Source organism: Chimaeribacter sp. YP20170169, from assembly GCF_056739715.1.
In genome coordinates, this window is record NZ_CP176825.1 from 165,426 (window position 1) to 181,003 (window position 15,578).

Consider the following 15,578-nt stretch of genomic DNA (forward strand, 5'->3'; position numbering starts at 1 on the left):
AGCTGATGTGATACGCGTCAAAAAATCACTGAATAACAGCATGTTGCTGGTGGATCACGAACAGCGCGAGATGGTGCTGTTCGGCAAGGGCATTGGCTTCAATGCCCAGCCCGGTGCGCTGGTGGACATCGCGCATATCGAGCAGGTCTTTATCCCGCTGGAGACCCTGAAGTCCCGCCACTTCCTATCATTGACCGACCGCATCCCGGCGGCCTTTTTTGACGTCACCCATGACATCATCACGCTGGCGCAAGCGCACTACCCAACGCCGCTGCACACCGTGCTGTTCTTTACCCTTGCGGAGCACCTGTTCTACGCGGTGGAGCGCAGCAAGGGCGGCGCGCCGCTGACCAACAAGTTGAGCTGGGAGATCAAGCGCTACTACCCGCGCGAGTATCAACTCGGCGAGCAGGCGCGGGCGCTGGTCGCCAACCGTTTTTGCGTCGCGCTGGCGGAGGATGAGGCGGTGCACATCGCCTTCCACCTGATCAACGCTTCGGCGCAGAGTGAAAATGGCGACGCCCACCAGCAAGTGCAACTGGTGAACCGCATCGCCGAGATTGTGCGTTACAAACTCAAGCGCGACCTGAACCCCACCACGCTGCACTACCAGCGTTTTATCACCCACCTGCGCTACTTCGCCGAGCGCATCATTAGCCGCAGCATCGCCTCAACCGGCGGTGACGACTTCTACCAGGAGCTACTGAGGTTCTACCCGCAAGCGATGGCCGTCGCCTGGGCGATTCGTGACTATATCCAGGATAAATACGCCGTCACCCTGCCAAAGGATGAACTGACTTGGCTCAGCATCCATATCAGCCGACTGGCGGAGGAGGGGAGTGAAGCCTGACCTCTCCTTTCCAATCAACCCCTTATTTGCAACTACACTCAATGGACACTCTCCTATTGAGGTATGTCATGCCATCAACATCCATTGATACCGAAGAGCTGCTGAGCAGCGGACAGGCCTGGAATGGCCAGACTTATGAACGTTACCCGGCTGGTAAGCCGAAATTGACCGTGATGAAAATGCATATCCCCGCGCACTCGGAGTTGCCATGGCACACCCACCCGATGCCGAATGCCGCCTATGTGCTCTCCGGCCAGTTGACGGTCGAGGACAAAGAGACCGGCGAGACCCATACGGTGCGGGCGGGCGAGGCGCTGAATGAGACGGTGGAGAGCGCACACCGCGGCTATACCACCGATGAACCCGCTGTGCTGGTGATCACCTATGCTGGCGTCGAAGGGCAGGCGATCTCTGAACCGCTGCCGGGTGAGCCGTCGGAGTTTTAGTGCGCATGACGCCGAAAATGGGCGACGCTTTGATCTGCCGCACATTTTTGCCTGCCAATCATTACTCTCAGCCTGATGGTTAGCGCCGTGGCTTAATTGATGCCCTTGCCAGAGGCCGCCACACTGGATCCTGAATCCCGCCCATCGCCACGATGGGCCATCTCAGGAGGCTGATAATGTTGACAGGACACACATCTCCGCACGTCTGGGATACGCGCCGCACGGAGAAGCAGCGGCGGCTGGCCGCGACCGGCGTCCGGGTGGAGAAGCAGCGGCGGCTGGCCGCGACCGGCGTCCGGGTGGAGATGGAGGGGAATAACCAGAAGCAGGCGGATTTCCTTTCGCGAATGCTGGCGGAGGTGAACCCTTCTACCGTGCACGACCTGCATATGATCATGCCCAGCGTTGGGCGCAGCGAGCATCTAGACATCTTTGAGAAGGGCATCGCCCGCAAACTCGATTTCGCTTTCTCTGGCCCGCAGAGCCTGCGCGTCTCGCAGCTGCTGAAGATCGGCGACATTCACACCTATATCGAATTCTACTCCCGCCTGTTCGTGGATCTCGCCCCCATGGCGTCATCACGCCGCAGGGCCGCCAGATCTCCGCCGCCGCACGGGGGCTGATCGCCGCACTGGCCGAGGCCGCCGCCGCGCTGTTGCCAGCCTACCAGCAGCTGCCGGCTGGCGAGCACCACCGGGTGATGCGGCTGATCAATCAGGCATAGGGCGTGGCATTTTCGGAAACGCCTTACCTGTGAAAATCCAAATCATTGACTATCCTTTGGTTTTGCACGCTTTAAGAAAGACGTTTTTTCACTTCACTCAAAGGTGGTTCCATGAAGAAAATTTCTGCGCTCCTGTTGGTTGTCGCAACATTCACGGCCCTCGCAGGCTGCTCACACCGCAGCAGCGCGGTGAAAGAGGATGGTCGCCCGCATGCGCCAAGCGGTCAGGCCTCACCGGGCGGCACGCTGGGCAGCGGCCCCGTCGGTCAGCCACAGTCCTGATACTCCTGCCCCGGCACCCGCCGGGGCAGTTCCCAAGTAACACCTCCCCGGTTCGAACCCTGTCCAATTGCCAAAACGCTAAAGGTGCATCGCCAGCCACTGCTTGTGCTCGGCAATGATGGCGAGCAGCGAATGGGTGGCGGGATCGGCCGCGCCCTTGAGCCAGGCAGCGCTTAACGGTAACCCCTTTAGGCTTTTCTCCAGCTTCAACGGAATGTAGGCCACCCCCTCGCTGTTCATGTTGCTGAAGGAGGCTGGCACAATTGCCAACCCCAGCCCGGCGGCGACAAAGCTCAGGATAGTCTGTTTCTCCTCCGCATACTGGGCGATGCGCGGGCTAAAGCCGGCGGATTTGAAGATCGAGATGGTGAGATCGTGGCTGTGCGGCCGCGCACGCCGCTCCGGGATAATCATCGGCTCCGCCTGAAAATCCAGCACCGTCACACTGCGCCGTGCCGCCAGCGGATGGCCGAGCGGCACCGCCAGCACGCAGTGCTCCCGCGCGATGAATGCCAGCTCCAGCCGGGGATCAAGCTGCTCCGGCGGGCGGATGAAGGCCACGTCCAGCCAGCCGGATTTGAGGCGCGGAATGAGGTTGGCGGTCTTGTCCTCGGTAATGTGGATCTCCAGCTCTGGCCGCACCTGCCCGCACATCATCAGCAGGTGCGGAATCAGCCCGCAGGCGGCGCTGTCAATCGCGCCAATGCGCAGCGGACGGCGCAACGCCTTGCCAGCCTGACGGAAGCGCGCCGCCAACGCATCCGCCTGCGCGACCAGTTGCGCCGCCTCGCCAAAAAAAGCCGTGCCCTCGGCGGTCAGCGACACATTGCGGGTCGAGCGGTTCAGCAGCCGCACGCCTAAATCCTCCTCCAGCAGGCGAATAAAGCGGCCAAAGGAGGCAGGCATCATGCCCATCCGCTGGGCGGCATGGCCAAAGTGCAGCTCCTCCGCCACCGCGATAAAGCAACGCAGCTGGTGCAGTTCCATTCCTCACTCCCGATTATCTCAATAATTTATATAAACCGCCGCTGATGATAATACCCGCCAAAACAGCATACTAATTTTGCTTACAAAAAAATAACATCCCCTACACAAACTGAGGATTGCCTTATGACCGCTGACCTCGAAAAACGGGTGATGCGCAAAGTCACCCTGCGCATTGTGCCCTTCATCATGCTGCTCTACTTCATTGCCTTTCTTGATCGGGTGAACATCGGCTTCGCCGCCCTGACCATGAACCAGGATCTCGGCTTCTCACCGACGGTATTTGGTCTGGGCGCGGGGATCTTCTTTCTGGGTTACTTCCTGTTTGAGGTGCCCTCCAACCTGATTCTGCATAAGGTCGGCGCCCGTATCTGGATCGCTAGGGTGATGATCACCTGGGGGCTGGTTTCCGGCTGCATGGCCTTCGTGCAGGGCACCACCAGCTTCTACATCCTGCGCTTTTTGCTGGGCGTGGCGGAGGCTGGTTTCTTTCCCGGCATCATCCTCTATCTCAGCTACTGGTTCCCGGCGGCCCGGCGCGCGCAGGTCACGGCGATCTTTATGGCGGCCGCGCCGCTCTCCACGGCGCTCGGCTCCCCGCTCTCCGGCGCGCTGCTGCAACTGGATGGCTGGCTGGGCCACGCTGGCTGGCAATGGATGTTCGTGATTGAGGCGATCCCGGCGCTGGTATTTGGCGTGGTGGTGCTGTTCTTCCTGACTGACCGGCCGGAGAAGGCGCGCTGGCTGACGGAGGAGGAGCGCAACTGGCTGCACAACACCATGCAGGCCGAGGAGCAGGCACGCACGGTGGGCAACAGTCACAGCAGCGCGTGGCGCGGCCTGGCCGACCGGCGGGTACTGGCGCTGGCGCTGGTCTACTTCGGTACGTCGGCGGGGCTGTATACGCTCGGCATCTGGTCGCCGCAGATTATCCACGCCTTCGGTGCCTCCTCGCTGGAGATTGGCTTCCTCAACGCGCTGCCCGCGGTGTTCGGCATTATCGCCATGATCCTCTGGGCGCGGCACTCAGACCGCACCAATGAGCGTAGCTGGCATGTGATTGGTGCCTGTTTGCTGGCGGCGGCCGGGCTGGTGCTGGCGGGCAACGTCACTACCATGCTGCCGGTGATTCTGGCGCTGACACTGGTCACCGTGGGCATCAGCGCCTCCAAGCCGCCGCTCTGGAGTATGCCAACCCTGTTCCTCTCTGGGCCAGCCGCCGCTGCGGGCATCGCCACCATCAACTCCATCGGTAACCTTGGCGGCTTTGTCGGGCCGATGATGATTGGCGTGATCCGCGAAAACACCGGCTCCTATACCGGCGGGCTGTACTTTGTCGCCGGGCTGCTGGCGTTCTCCGCCGTGCTGGTACTGGTGCTATCCAGACTTGGCCGCGCGCCGCAGGCGACCGCCGCCCACCCGAAAACCCCTTAATCCATCAGGAGACTACCATGCGTCACTACTCTATCGCCGCCATCCCGGCGGACGGCATTGGCCCCGAAGTGATTTCCGCCGGCATCGAGGTGCTGCGCGCGCTGGAGCGCCAACGTTCTGACCTGCGCTTTACCATTGAGACCTTTGACTGGGGTTCGGACTACTACAAGCAGCACGGCGTGATGATGCCGTCAGACGGGCTGGAGACGCTGAAGGCGTTTGATGCCATCTTCTTTGGCGCAGTCGGCGCGCCAGACGTGCCAGACCACATCACCCTATGGGGGCTGCGGCTGCCCATCTGTCAGGGCTTTGACCAGTATGCCAACGTCCGCCCGACCAAAATCCTGCCCGGCATCGTGCCGCCGCTGCGCAACTGTGGCCCCGGCGATCTGGACTGGGTGATCGTGCGGGAGAACTCAGAGGGCGAGTACTCCGGCCACGGCGGCCGCGCGCACCGCGGTTTGCCGGAGGAGGTAGGCACCGAGGTCGCCATCTTCACCCGCACCGGCGTCACGCGCATCATGCGCTATGCCTTTGCACTGGCGCAGTCACGCCCACGCAAAATGCTGACGGTGGTAACCAAGTCCAACGCCCAGCGGCATGGCATGGTGATGTGGGATGAGATTGCCGCCGAGGTGGCGCAGGAGTTCCCAGATGTGCACTGGGACAAGATGCTGGTGGACGCCATGACGGTACGGATGACGCTGCACCCGCAGAGTCTGGATACCATTGTGGCAACCAACCTGCACGCAGACATCCTCTCCGATCTGGCGGGCGCGCTGGCCGGTAGCCTTGGTGTCGCCCCCACCGCCAATATCGACCCGGAGCGGCGCTTCCCGTCGATGTTCGAACCCATTCACGGTTCGGCCTTTGATATCACCGGTAAGGGCATCGCCAACCCGGTCGCCACCTTCTGGACGGCCGCCCAGATGCTGATCCACTTGGGCGAAGCGGAAGCCGCTGCCCGCCTGATGCAGGGGGTCGAGCACGCCTGCGCCCGTGGCATCCTGACGCCGGATGTGGGCGGCCACGCCACCACCGCCGAGGTGACGCAGGCGGTGATTGCCCACATTGACGCCACCGCCACCCAACCCGCCACCGTTTGACCCCTTCACGCCCCGCCATGCGGGGCTTTTTTACGCCCGTACCCGCCGTTTCAATGACATCACATAGCCTGCCATCGCACAGGCGGCGATCAGCCACGGGATAAAGCGCACCAGTATAGAGTCACTGCCGCTTAGCAGTTGCAGGTTGTTGACCATCAAAATGACCGTCACGCCCATCGCGGCCATCGCCAGCAGCGGTGCCCAGAACACCTGCCAGCCGCTGTTGCCGTGGCGCGGGGTGCGGCGGAAGAAGACGATCACCGCGGCCGAGACGCCCACCTGCAACACCATGATGCAGAGGGTGGCGATGGCCGAGCCGAAGGCAAAGATGTGCACCATCGGGTCAACGTTCGCGCTGCCCATTCCCGCCAAAAACAGCAGCAGAAGCATACTGTGCGCATGGCTGGCCTTGTGCGGCGTGCCGTTGGTCGGGTGGGTTTCGCACAGCTCCTTCCAGATCAGGCCGTCACGGCTGATGCTGAAGATGTAGCGCGAGATGTTGTTGTGGAAAGCCAGCGCAGCGGCGAACAGGCTGGTGATCAGCAGCACGGACATGGTGTCCACCGCCCACTGGCCGACGTAGTGGCGTGTGATGGTGAAGATGAAGTTGCCCGGATCCTGCCGTGCCACCTCGGCAATCTGGCCGACGCCATACGCCTGCACCAGCGCCCAGCTGGTGAAGCAGAAGAACACCGTGATGATCAACAGCGCGCAGAGGGTGGCGCGCGGCACGGTTTTTTTCGGGTCACGGCACTCTTCGGCATAGATCGCCGTGGACTCAAAGCCGATAAAGGCGGCGATGGCGAACACAAATGCGATGCCGAGGTTGCCATGCATGAACACCGAGGGTTCAAAGGAGGCGAGGCTCAGCGGGCCGCTCTTTTTCACCAGCAGCATGATGTCGGTCAGCAGCACGATCGCCACCTCCGCCAGCATCAGCACGCCCAGAACCTTGCCGCCAATCTCCACCCGTTTGATGCCCAATACCCAGACAATCACGGTAAAGGCCATGCTCAGCATCCACCAAGGAAGTGACCAGCCCAAATGCTGCGCCAAAAACAGATGGGTGAAGAAGCCAAGCATCGACACCACCGCCGCTTGGATGGAGAAGTAGGCCATCAGCGCCAGCACCGAGGCCGATGCGCCCCAGTTTTCGCCCAGCCCGGTGGAGATGTAGGTGTAGAAAGCGCCGGAGTCGGTGACGTGGCGGCTCATCGCGATATAGCCCACCGAAAAGAGCATCAGGATGGCGCAGGCGACAATGTAGATCACCGGGATGCCCGCGCCGTTGCCGGTGAAGATGGCAACCGGCAGGCCGCCCACCACGCCGGTCAGCGGTGAGGCCGCCGCGACGACAAAGAAGACCAGTGAGAAGAGGCCAAGGGTATTTTTTCGTAAACCTGTGGGGTTGCTCATCGCCAATGCCCTTAATGCAGGTGGAGTGAACCCAGACGGCGCGCGTCCGGGGCGGAGGACTCCCTGGCATCATTGCCCAGCGGGCAGGGGGGCGATAGAAAAAATCGGACAGCCTCAGGGTGCAACGTTGCACCAAAAGGATGCCGCCGCACTCAGTTGTAGCATATGCGCCCGGCATAGGCGTGGTGAGCGATATGGCGCTGGTAACTCACCGGGGTGGCACTGACCAACCGCTTGAATTCACGCAGGAAGTGCGACTGGTCGCTGAACCCCAGATCCAGCGCCAGATCGCTAAACGAGATGCTCGCCTGCCGGTGGATGGTGTTGAGCGCCGACTGGCAGCGCAAAATCCGGCAGAAGGTTTTCGGTGACATGCCGGTGTCCTGCCGGAACTGGCGCTGGATGGTGCGGCAGGTGTAGCCCGTCAGCCCCTCCAGCTGGTCAATGCGGATATTGCCCTTCTGCTGATCCATCGCGTACAGCGTCAGCGCCGTCACCGGCGAGGTTTTGCGCATCAGCCGGTGGGTAAAGTGCAGGGTGAACAGCGCCACCTGTTGCGAAAATTGCCCCTGCTGCATGATCTGCTCCAGCACCGGGCGCGCGTCCGGCGCGACATCCAGAAAACTGAACTCCCGCTCCACCAGCTCCCCTGCCACCAGATCGAGGAAATCCGGCGTCACGCCCGGTGCGAAACGCACGCCAAAGTAGCGGTGGCCGCACACCAACTCCGCGCTGCGCGCCGCCAGCGTGGTGCCGCACACCCGCGCCGCCGGGCGTGGGGCGTCGCAGTCAATCACGATGTCCACGCAGCCATCCGGGATTGCCAGCGCGGCATTCACCGACTCCGCCACCGTAAAGCTGTAGAAGTGGGAAATCGCCGGATGGCTGGAGGCGGCATAGTGGTAGTGCTGCGCGGCGCTCAGCACAAACCAGGGTTGCTCCGGGTGGATGGCGCGCGGCGCGGCGGGGTGGGCATGGGTCATCGGCAGTTCCTGCAACGGTAAGGGGTCATGTCAGGATGCAAGGCCAGTGCCAGCTCCCTTTCGCCATGTCGCAAATATTCAATACAGGCCATCGCCGCCCGCGCTATTGATAGACGCATCAGCGGAGGGCACCGGCTGCCATCCCGCTTTTCAGACAGGACAACATTGGCTTAATCACGAGGGCAACCGGCATGACTGACACCAACATTGATTTTATCTACCTGTCCGAGCAGGACATGATCCGGGCTGGCGTCACCGACATGCCCGCTTGCGTCGATACCATGGAAGAGATGTTCGGCCTGCTCTATCACGGCGACTACCGCATGGCGGGTGCGAACAATGACTCCCACGGCGCGATGGTGACCTTCCCGGAGCACTCGCCGTTCCCCACCATGCCCAAGCCCACCGCTGACCGCCGCCTGATGGCGATGCCGGCCTATCTGGGCGGCAACTTCTGTACCGCTGGCGTCAAGTGGTATGGCTCCAACATCGCCAACAAGGAGAAGGGGCTGCCGCGCTCGATCCTGATGTTCACCCTGAATGACGCCGACACCGGCGCGCCGCTGGCCCACATGTCCGCCAACCTGCTCTCCGCCTACCGCACCGGGGCCGTGCCGGGCGTCGGCGCACGGCATCTGGCGCGGCGCGATGCCAAGGTGATTGGCCTCTCCGGCCCCGGAGTGATGGGCAAGACCACGGTAGCGGCCTTCATTGCCGTCTGCCCGCAACTCGACACCATTCAAGTGCAAGGGCGCGGCCAGAAAAGCCTCGATCACTTCATCTCCTGGCTGAACGCCACCTACCCGCAGATCACCACGGTGCGGGTGGTCAACACGCTGGAGGAGGTGGTGCGCGGCGCAGATATCGTCACCTATTGCAGCTCCGGCGAGGTGGGTGACCCGGCCACCTATCCCATCGTCAAGCGCGAGTGGGTGAAGCCCGGCGCATTTTTGGCGATGCCAGCGCTCTGCAACATCGACGAGGGCATGGAGCAGCCCGACGTGCGCAAGGTGCTGGACAACACCGGCCTGTATGAGGCGTGGTTTGAGGAGGTGCCGAAGCCCGCGCACCACACCATTCCGGTGATCGGCGTGCGGTTTATGGACATGGTGGCGGAGGGCAAGATGACGCGTGACCAGCTGGAGGACATCGGCAAAATTGTCGCTGGCGAGGCGCCGGGCCGCCGCAACGATGAGGAGATCATCATCATGTCCGTGGGCGGGATGCCGGTCGAGGATGTCGCCTGGGGCACGGTGGTCTACCGCAACGCGCGGGCGAAGGGCATCGGCGTCACGCTCAACCTGTGGGAAACCCCCGTCCTGAGTTAACCCTTTCTGCCCGGCCGCCACGGCGGCCGGGAAACCTATCAACGGCAGCCAGCCGCTGCCGGTTCACCCAAGGAAATGCGCATGAACCCAATCATCAAAGTCAAAACCGGCTCCAAATTCGAGGAGCAGGCGAGCTACTCCCGCATTGTGGCGGTCGAGAACTGGATCTTTGTCTCCAACACCGCGGGCCGCAACCCGCAGACCAAGGAGATCCCCGAGGACGTGCTGGAGCAGACGCGGCAGGTGTTCGCCAACGTCGAGCAGACGCTGGCGGCGGTGGACGCCACGCTGGCGGACGTGGTCTTCTCCCGCGTCTATGTCCAGAACCCGGATGATGTGCCAGCGGTGATGGATCTGGTGGGCGAGAAGTTCCGCGGCATCAACCCGGCCACCACCGTCACTTGCCCACCGCTCGGCTCGACCCTCTATAAATTCGAGCTGGAAGTGACCGCCTGGCGCGGTGCCTCACAGGCCGAGGTGAAAGAGATCACTGTCGCCCTGTAACTCCCTTTTTTAACAGGAAATATGCTATGGCCCCTGTCATCCATCCCGTCCAGACCTCTGACCGACTCCCCGCCTCCACGGCGGTGGTGATTATCGGCGGCGGCATCGTCGGCCTGACCGCGGCACTGGCGCTGGCTGAACGCAATATCCCGGTGGTGGTGCTGGAGAAGGGCCGCCTCGCCGGGGAGCAGTCGTCGCGCAACCTTGGCTGGGTGCGCAAAACCAGCCGACTGCCGGAGGACATTCCGCTGGCGCTGGCCGCCGATCGCCTGTGGGCGGCGCTGCCGGAGCGCGTCGGCCGCGACGTCGGCTACCGGCAGGCGGGGATCATGTTCATCGCCCGTGAAGAGGCGCAAATGGCGATGCACGAGCGCTGGCTTCAGGCGGCCGGGCCGCTGGGGCTGGACTCCCGGCTGTTGAGCCGTCAGGAGATTGCAGCGAAGGTGCCGGGCGGGCAGGCACAGTGGGTCGGCGGCATCTTTACCGCCTCAGACGGGCGCGCCGAGCCAACGCTGGCCTCCAGTGCCATTGCCGCCGCCGCGATGGCGAAAGGGGCGATCATCCTTGAGCAGTGCGCGGTGCGTACCCTGACCACCGCGGCCGGGCGTGTCAGCGGCGTGGTGACAGAGCAGGGCGAGATCCGCTGCGATCAGGTGCTGCTGGCCGGTGGCCTCTGGTCGCGGCGTTTCCTCGGCAACCTCGGCATCTCCCTGCCGACGCTGCCGCTGATCTGCTCGGTGCTGCGCACCAAACCGATGGCGGGGCCGACGGAGATTGCGGTGGGCGCGCCAGACTTCTCATTCCGCAAACACCACGATGGCGGCTTTATCATTACCCAGCGCGGCGCGCTGGACGCCTCATTGACGCTGGATCACCTGCTGCTGGGGATGAAGTACCTGCCGCAACTGCGTAGCCAGCGCGATTTTTTGCGCATCTCGCTGGGCAAAAACTTCCTGCGGGATGTGGCGTTGCCGCGCCGCTGGAAGGCCAGCGGGCGCTCGCCCTTTGAGCAGGTACGCACCCTCGACCCGCAAGTTAACCCGGCCCTGAACCAGGAGGCGCTGGCTAACCTGCGTGCCGCCTGGCCGGTGTTCGAGCGGGCGGAGGTGGAGCAGGCGTGGGCCGGCACCATCGATGTGACGCCGGACTCCAACCCGGTGATTGGCCCGGTGGCGTCACTGCCCGGCCTGACGCTCGCCACCGGCTTCTCCGGCCACGGCTTTGGCACCTCACCGGCGGCCGGGCAACTGGCGGCAGATTTGGTCGCCAATCAGACGCCGATCATTGACCCCACACCCTACCGCTTCGACCGTTTCTGATCCCCTGCGCCCCGCCCCGGTGGGGCGCAGTCTGCCCGATCGCCATATTGCTATTTAATCGTTTGCGGCCTATAACAGAACTCCCCCAAACCTAATTGCCACCCGTCCCACCACCCATAGGGAATTTTGCCCCCGCGCCCCCGGCCGCGCATGGCACATGGAGAATGCTTTGAATATCATACAGATCATTATGGACGCCGGGCGCACCGCCGTGGACATCGCCCTCTACACGCTGGTGCCAGTGATGGTAGTGATGCTGATCCTGATGAAGTACCTGGAGTCCCTTGGCGTGCTGGCTAGAATCATCAACTGGACAGCGCCGCTGCTAAAACCCTTTGGCCTGACCGGGCTGAGCCTGTTTGCGCTGATCCAACTCAACTTTGTCAGCTTTGCCGCGCCGGTGGCGACGCTGGCGATGATGGAGCGCAAGGGGGTCTCTGACCGCCATCTGGCCGCCACGCTGGCGATGCTGTTTGCGATGGGGCAGGCCAACGTACTCTATCCGCTGACGCCGATGGGGCTGCACTGGCTGGCCGCCATCCTGATTTCAGTGGCGGGCGGGCTGGTGGCCGGTGCGGTCACCTGGCACCTGCTGGCGCGCAAGCTGCCGATGAAGGAGGTGATCTCGCCGGATGACGCGGAGGTGCACTCGCCGCAGAAAAAGGGGCTGATCAGCATCATCAACAGCGGCGGTTCAGAAGCGATCTCACTGGCGCTGGGCGCCATCCCGATGCTGATCCTCTCGATGACCGTGGTAGGAATCTTGAAGGCCGCCGGGATGATCACGCTACTGGAGCAGGCGCTCTCGCCGCTGCTCTCTACCCTGCACATCTCCACCGTGCTGGTAATGCCGACGCTGGTGAAGTGCCTCGCTGGCGGCACTGCCTATCTGGGCGTCGCCACTGACCTGTTGCAAAGTGGCAAGATCAATGCGCAGATGCTCAACGCCTCCACCGGCTGGCTGGTACAGACGCTGGATCTGCCGGGGCTGGGGATCATGCTCGGCGCGGGCTTTCGCGTGGCGCGGGTGGCCCGCTTCGCCATCGTCGGCGCGCTGGTGGGAATTGTGGTGCGCGGCGTCCTGCATATGTTGCTGTTTTGACCGCCAAACCTGTTGCGCGGCTTTGCGTTACGGCGGCGGCCTGACTAAGGTAGAGGCACACTCCCTGTTTATTGAGGTTCCTATGCCCGTATCAGCACGTAACCAATTGACCGGCACCGTCACCGCGCTCTCCAGCGGCGCGGTGAATGACGAAGTAGAAATTACGCTGGCAGGCGGCGACAAACTGACCGCCATTGTTACCAGCCACAGTCAACAGGCGCTGGGCTTGCAGCCGGGACGCGAGGTGATGGCGCTGATCAAGGCGTCATGGGTGATGCTGGCATCAGCCGACTGCGGGTTGCTGTTCTCTGCCCGCAACCACTTCACTGGCGAAATCAGCCGGATAGAGCAGGGCGCAGTTAACGCCAACGTCAAAGTGAAGACTGATTCTGGCCTCGAGCTGACCGCGGTGATCACCAATGAGAGCCTGGAGGAGATGGCGTTGGAGAGCGGCAAGCGGGTCATCGCGCTGGTCAAAGCCTCCTCAGTGCTGGTGGCGGTCAAACAATAAGTAATATGGCGGTCGCCGCCGACAAGCTGGCGGCCGCGTTATGTCCTGAATCACAACCCTGTACGTCATTTAAGCCAAATTGTTTTGCCTTAAGATGTTCTCACTGACCCCACTCACCTCAAGCAGGAGAACATCATGAGCCACTCTACCCACACCTCTCGCGGCACTGCCGTCATCACTGGCGCCTCCACTGGCATGGGTGCCATCTACGCCGGACGGCTGGCCCGCATGGGCTATGACCTGATCATCGTTGCCCGCAACCATAACCGCCTGAACCAGATGGCCAGCCATATCACCGCCGATACCTCGCGCAGCGTGGAGGTGGTGGCCGCTGACCTGAACGATTCGGCCCAACTGGCCGCGCTGGAGGAGAAGATCCGGCAAGACGCCAGCATCACCCTGCTGGTCAACAATGCCGGTATCGGTACGCACACGCCGTTGCTGGAGAGCGATGTGGATCGGATGGAAGCAATGATTGGCCTCAACATCACCGCGCTGACCCGCCTGACCTACGCCGTGGTGCCGGGATTTGTGGCGCGCGGACAGGGCGGCATCATCAATATCGCCTCGATTGTCAGCATCGCGCCGGAATTGCTGAATGGGGTCTACGGTGGTAGCAAAGCCTACGTACTGGCATTCAGCCAGTCCCTGCACCATGAGCTGGCGGATAAAGGCATCCAGGTGCAGGCCGTGCTGCCCGGTGCCACCGCGACCCCATTCTGGGACAATGGCGGCCTGCCGCTGACGCAACTCGACCCGTCGATTGTGATGAGCGCGCAGGATATGGTGGACGCGGCACTGGTGGGGTTCAACCGTGGTGAACTGATTACCATCCCTTCACTGCCCTCCGAGCAGCCGTGGGACGCCTTTGAAAGCGCGCGTCAGGCGATGATCAACCAGCTCTCCGGCAACCAGCCAGCGGCACGCTACCGTAACTGAACCCAACCCCCCCCGCGCTGATATCACCGCAGATGATAGTTAAAATCATTAATGGCGATTTCACTTATATCTTTCCCACTGCCATCATGCCCGCATCCCTCAGGGAGCGGGCGCTTCCTGTTGATGCTGACATTGTGGAGAAACCTGATGAAAATGAACGCCATTATCTGGCCGGAGGGCTTTGTCCCTGGCTTTACCGAGAACTTTGCCTCCAATGAGGTGATTGTCGCTGGCCTAACCGCGCAGGCCGTCTGGCCGTTGCTGGCAACGCCGGAGCTATGGCCGACCTATTACGCCAACTCCGCCAATCCCCGGTTCTATGACGGCAAGGGGCCAGAGCTGGCGCAGGACGCACGCTTCTACTTTGAAACCTTTGGCTTCCCGGTGGAAGCACGAGTGACGGAGTATGTCGCGCCCACCGCCGGTGAGGCGGGGCGTGTTGCCTGGCACGGTTGGGCTGGCGAGGAGAATACGCCGGAGCGGCTGGACGTGCACCACGCCTGGCTGGTGGAAGATCTGCCGGGTGGCCGGGTGCGCATCCTGACGCAGGAGACGCAACGGGGCAAACCCGCGGAGGCGCTGGCGGCCACCACCCCCAACCCGATGATCAACGGCCATCAGGCGTGGCTGGAGGGTCTGGTGGCGGCCGCCAGGGCGCGGTAGAGGGTCAGGCGCTGGCGCGGCTGATCAACTGCCACGCCATCATCACCCGCTGTGGCGTAGCGTGCGGGTTCTCAATCTTGTGCAGCAGCAACTCAAACGCCTTGCGGCCAATGGCGCGTGACGGCTGGGCTACCGTGGTCAGCGGCGGCGACACCATCTCCGCCAGATCGGTGCCGTCAAACCCGGCGATGGCAATGTCCTGCGGGACACGCAGCCCGGCCTGCCGCGCCGCCGCCATCGCCCCGGCCGCCAGCGTGTCAGAGACGGCAAACACCGCGTCCGGTGGCGAGGCATGTTGCAGCAGTGACTCCATCGCCGCTTTGCCCGCGCTGAAACTCAGGTCGCTGGCATAGGCGATGCGCTGCCACTGGCAGCCCTGCGCCGCCAATTCATCCAGATAGCCGCGCTGGCGCAGGCTGGCATATTTGTAGTCGAGATCGTGATTAATCAACGCGATGCGCGTGCGTCCCCGCGCCAGCAGGTAGCGCACCACCGACTCCGCGGCATCCGTATCATCAATACCAACACAGGAGACTTCGCCGCTGTCCGCGTACTCGGCGCACTGCACCCAGGGCGCGTCGCCAATCAGCGGTGTCAGCGCCGACAGGTGGCTGAAGGCGTCCATGGTGATCACCCCATCGACAATTTTCCCGGAGACCAGCCCGAGGCTGGAGCGTGAGCGCTCGGTATCGGAGCCGGAGTTGCACAGCAAAATGCGGTAGCCGTTCTTTTCCGCCTCCTCCTCAATGCCCTTGACCACATCGGCACAGAAGGGGTTGGCGACGTTGGAAACCATCACCAGCACCATCGAACTGCGGGCGGTGCGCAACTGGCGCGCCAGCAGGTTGGGCTGGTAGTTGCTCTCGCGGATGGCATCCATCACGCGGTCGCGGTTCTGGGGTTTGACGCTGGCGCTGTTGTTCAGCACACGGGAGACGGTCGCCACTGACACCCCGGCCAGTTGCGCGATTTTCTGGATAGACATAA

15 protein-coding genes and 1 pseudogene are annotated in these 15,578 nt (G+C 62.6%); 12 read left to right on the forward strand and 4 right to left on the reverse strand.

Going from position 1 to position 15,578, the window contains the following annotated elements; genetic code table 11:
• Positions 1-7 precede the first annotated feature (7 nt).
• From ACK3SD_RS18620 to ACK3SD_RS18630, 3 genes and pseudogenes are all read left to right on the forward strand, one after another.
• A complete protein-coding gene (locus ACK3SD_RS18620; RefSeq protein WP_481127612.1) occupies positions 8-850 on the forward strand; it encodes a PRD domain-containing protein in 843 nt (280 codons plus the stop codon).
• A gap of 68 nt (positions 851-918) precedes the next feature.
• Complete coding sequence (locus ACK3SD_RS18625) at positions 919-1,296, forward strand: cupin domain-containing protein (protein ID WP_137765494.1); 378 nt, start codon at positions 919-921, stop codon at positions 1,294-1,296.
• Positions 1,297-1,472: 176 nt separating this feature from the next.
• A pseudogene (locus ACK3SD_RS18630) lies at positions 1,473-1,865 on the forward strand (malonate decarboxylase subunit alpha); the annotation flags it as partial.
• 515 nt (positions 1,866-2,380) lie between these two features.
• Here ACK3SD_RS18630 and ACK3SD_RS18635 read toward each other — a convergent pair.
• Positions 2,381-3,289, reverse strand: a complete 909-nt coding sequence (locus ACK3SD_RS18635; protein ID WP_481127613.1) for a LysR family transcriptional regulator — start codon at positions 3,287-3,289, stop codon at positions 2,381-2,383.
• Between the two features lie 123 nt (positions 3,290-3,412).
• Between ACK3SD_RS18635 and ACK3SD_RS18640 the strand changes: the two genes are divergently transcribed.
• Positions 3,413-4,720, forward strand: coding sequence for an MFS transporter (locus ACK3SD_RS18640; RefSeq protein ID WP_481127614.1), 1,308 nt, complete (start codon positions 3,413-3,415; stop codon positions 4,718-4,720).
• A 17-nt stretch (positions 4,721-4,737) separates the two neighbouring features.
• The gene (locus tag ACK3SD_RS18645; RefSeq protein WP_481127615.1) at positions 4,738-5,826 is read left to right on the forward strand and encodes a tartrate dehydrogenase; all 1,089 of its coding nucleotides are present in this window, start codon (positions 4,738-4,740) and stop codon (positions 5,824-5,826) included.
• 30 nt (positions 5,827-5,856) lie between these two features.
• On the opposite strand, the gene ACK3SD_RS18650 is transcribed toward ACK3SD_RS18645, so the two are convergent.
• Both ACK3SD_RS18650 and ACK3SD_RS18655 read right to left on the reverse strand, forming a co-directional pair.
• On the reverse strand, positions 5,857-7,242 hold the full coding sequence (locus ACK3SD_RS18650; protein ID WP_481127616.1) for an APC family permease: 1,386 nt from the start codon (positions 7,240-7,242) through the stop codon (positions 5,857-5,859).
• A gap of 152 nt (positions 7,243-7,394) precedes the next feature.
• Complete coding sequence (locus ACK3SD_RS18655) at positions 7,395-8,225, reverse strand: AraC family transcriptional regulator (protein WP_481127617.1); 831 nt, start codon at positions 8,223-8,225, stop codon at positions 7,395-7,397.
• Between the two features lie 191 nt (positions 8,226-8,416).
• Here ACK3SD_RS18655 and ACK3SD_RS18660 point away from each other — a divergent pair, with 191 nt between their 5' ends.
• From ACK3SD_RS18660 to ACK3SD_RS18690, 7 genes are all read left to right on the forward strand, one after another.
• A complete protein-coding gene (locus ACK3SD_RS18660; protein ID WP_481127618.1) occupies positions 8,417-9,553 on the forward strand; it encodes an ornithine cyclodeaminase family protein in 1,137 nt (378 codons plus the stop codon).
• An 81-nt stretch (positions 9,554-9,634) separates the two neighbouring features.
• A complete protein-coding gene (locus ACK3SD_RS18665) occupies positions 9,635-10,057 on the forward strand; it encodes a RidA family protein (protein ID WP_481127619.1) in 423 nt (140 codons plus the stop codon).
• Between the two features lie 26 nt (positions 10,058-10,083).
• Positions 10,084-11,376, forward strand: a complete 1,293-nt coding sequence (locus ACK3SD_RS18670) for an NAD(P)/FAD-dependent oxidoreductase (protein WP_481127620.1) — start codon at positions 10,084-10,086, stop codon at positions 11,374-11,376.
• Positions 11,377-11,545: 169 nt separating this feature from the next.
• The gene (locus ACK3SD_RS18675) at positions 11,546-12,478 is read left to right on the forward strand and encodes a nucleoside recognition domain-containing protein (RefSeq protein WP_137765519.1); all 933 of its coding nucleotides are present in this window, start codon (positions 11,546-11,548) and stop codon (positions 12,476-12,478) included.
• Between the two features lie 82 nt (positions 12,479-12,560).
• Complete coding sequence (locus tag ACK3SD_RS18680) at positions 12,561-12,989, forward strand: TOBE domain-containing protein (RefSeq protein WP_137765520.1); 429 nt, start codon at positions 12,561-12,563, stop codon at positions 12,987-12,989.
• 135 nt (positions 12,990-13,124) lie between these two features.
• Positions 13,125-13,928, forward strand: a complete 804-nt coding sequence (locus ACK3SD_RS18685) for an SDR family NAD(P)-dependent oxidoreductase (RefSeq protein ID WP_481127621.1) — start codon at positions 13,125-13,127, stop codon at positions 13,926-13,928.
• 153 nt (positions 13,929-14,081) lie between these two features.
• A complete protein-coding gene (locus ACK3SD_RS18690; RefSeq protein ID WP_481127844.1) occupies positions 14,082-14,591 on the forward strand; it encodes an SRPBCC family protein in 510 nt (169 codons plus the stop codon).
• A gap of 4 nt (positions 14,592-14,595) precedes the next feature.
• On the opposite strand, the gene ACK3SD_RS18695 is transcribed toward ACK3SD_RS18690, so the two are convergent.
• Positions 14,596-15,576, reverse strand: coding sequence for a LacI family DNA-binding transcriptional regulator (locus tag ACK3SD_RS18695; RefSeq protein ID WP_481127622.1), 981 nt, complete (start codon positions 15,574-15,576; stop codon positions 14,596-14,598).
• Positions 15,577-15,578 lie beyond the last annotated feature (2 nt).

Excerpts from the sequence above, each read along its gene's own strand:
- ACK3SD_RS18625 (WP_137765494.1), top strand. The coding sequence starts at position 919 with ATGCCATCAACATCCATTGATACCGAAGAGCTGCTGAGCAGCGGACAG.
- ACK3SD_RS18635 (WP_481127613.1), bottom strand. The coding sequence starts at position 3,289 with ATGGAACTGCACCAGCTGCGTTGCTTTATCGCGGTGGCGGAGGAGCTG.
- ACK3SD_RS18640 (WP_481127614.1), top strand. The coding sequence starts at position 3,413 with ATGACCGCTGACCTCGAAAAACGGGTGATGCGCAAAGTCACCCTGCGC.
- ACK3SD_RS18645 (WP_481127615.1), top strand. The coding sequence starts at position 4,738 with ATGCGTCACTACTCTATCGCCGCCATCCCGGCGGACGGCATTGGCCCC.
- ACK3SD_RS18650 (WP_481127616.1), bottom strand. The coding sequence starts at position 7,242 with ATGAGCAACCCCACAGGTTTACGAAAAAATACCCTTGGCCTCTTCTCA.
- ACK3SD_RS18655 (WP_481127617.1), bottom strand. The coding sequence starts at position 8,225 with ATGACCCATGCCCACCCCGCCGCGCCGCGCGCCATCCACCCGGAGCAA.
- ACK3SD_RS18660 (WP_481127618.1), top strand. The coding sequence starts at position 8,417 with ATGACTGACACCAACATTGATTTTATCTACCTGTCCGAGCAGGACATG.
- ACK3SD_RS18665 (WP_481127619.1), top strand. The coding sequence starts at position 9,635 with ATGAACCCAATCATCAAAGTCAAAACCGGCTCCAAATTCGAGGAGCAG.
- ACK3SD_RS18670 (WP_481127620.1), top strand. The coding sequence starts at position 10,084 with ATGGCCCCTGTCATCCATCCCGTCCAGACCTCTGACCGACTCCCCGCC.
- ACK3SD_RS18680 (WP_137765520.1), top strand. The coding sequence starts at position 12,561 with ATGCCCGTATCAGCACGTAACCAATTGACCGGCACCGTCACCGCGCTC.
- ACK3SD_RS18685 (WP_481127621.1), top strand. The coding sequence starts at position 13,125 with ATGAGCCACTCTACCCACACCTCTCGCGGCACTGCCGTCATCACTGGC.
- ACK3SD_RS18690 (WP_481127844.1), top strand. The coding sequence starts at position 14,082 with ATGAACGCCATTATCTGGCCGGAGGGCTTTGTCCCTGGCTTTACCGAG.
- ACK3SD_RS18695 (WP_481127622.1), bottom strand. The coding sequence starts at position 15,576 with ATGTCTATCCAGAAAATCGCGCAACTGGCCGGGGTGTCAGTGGCGACC.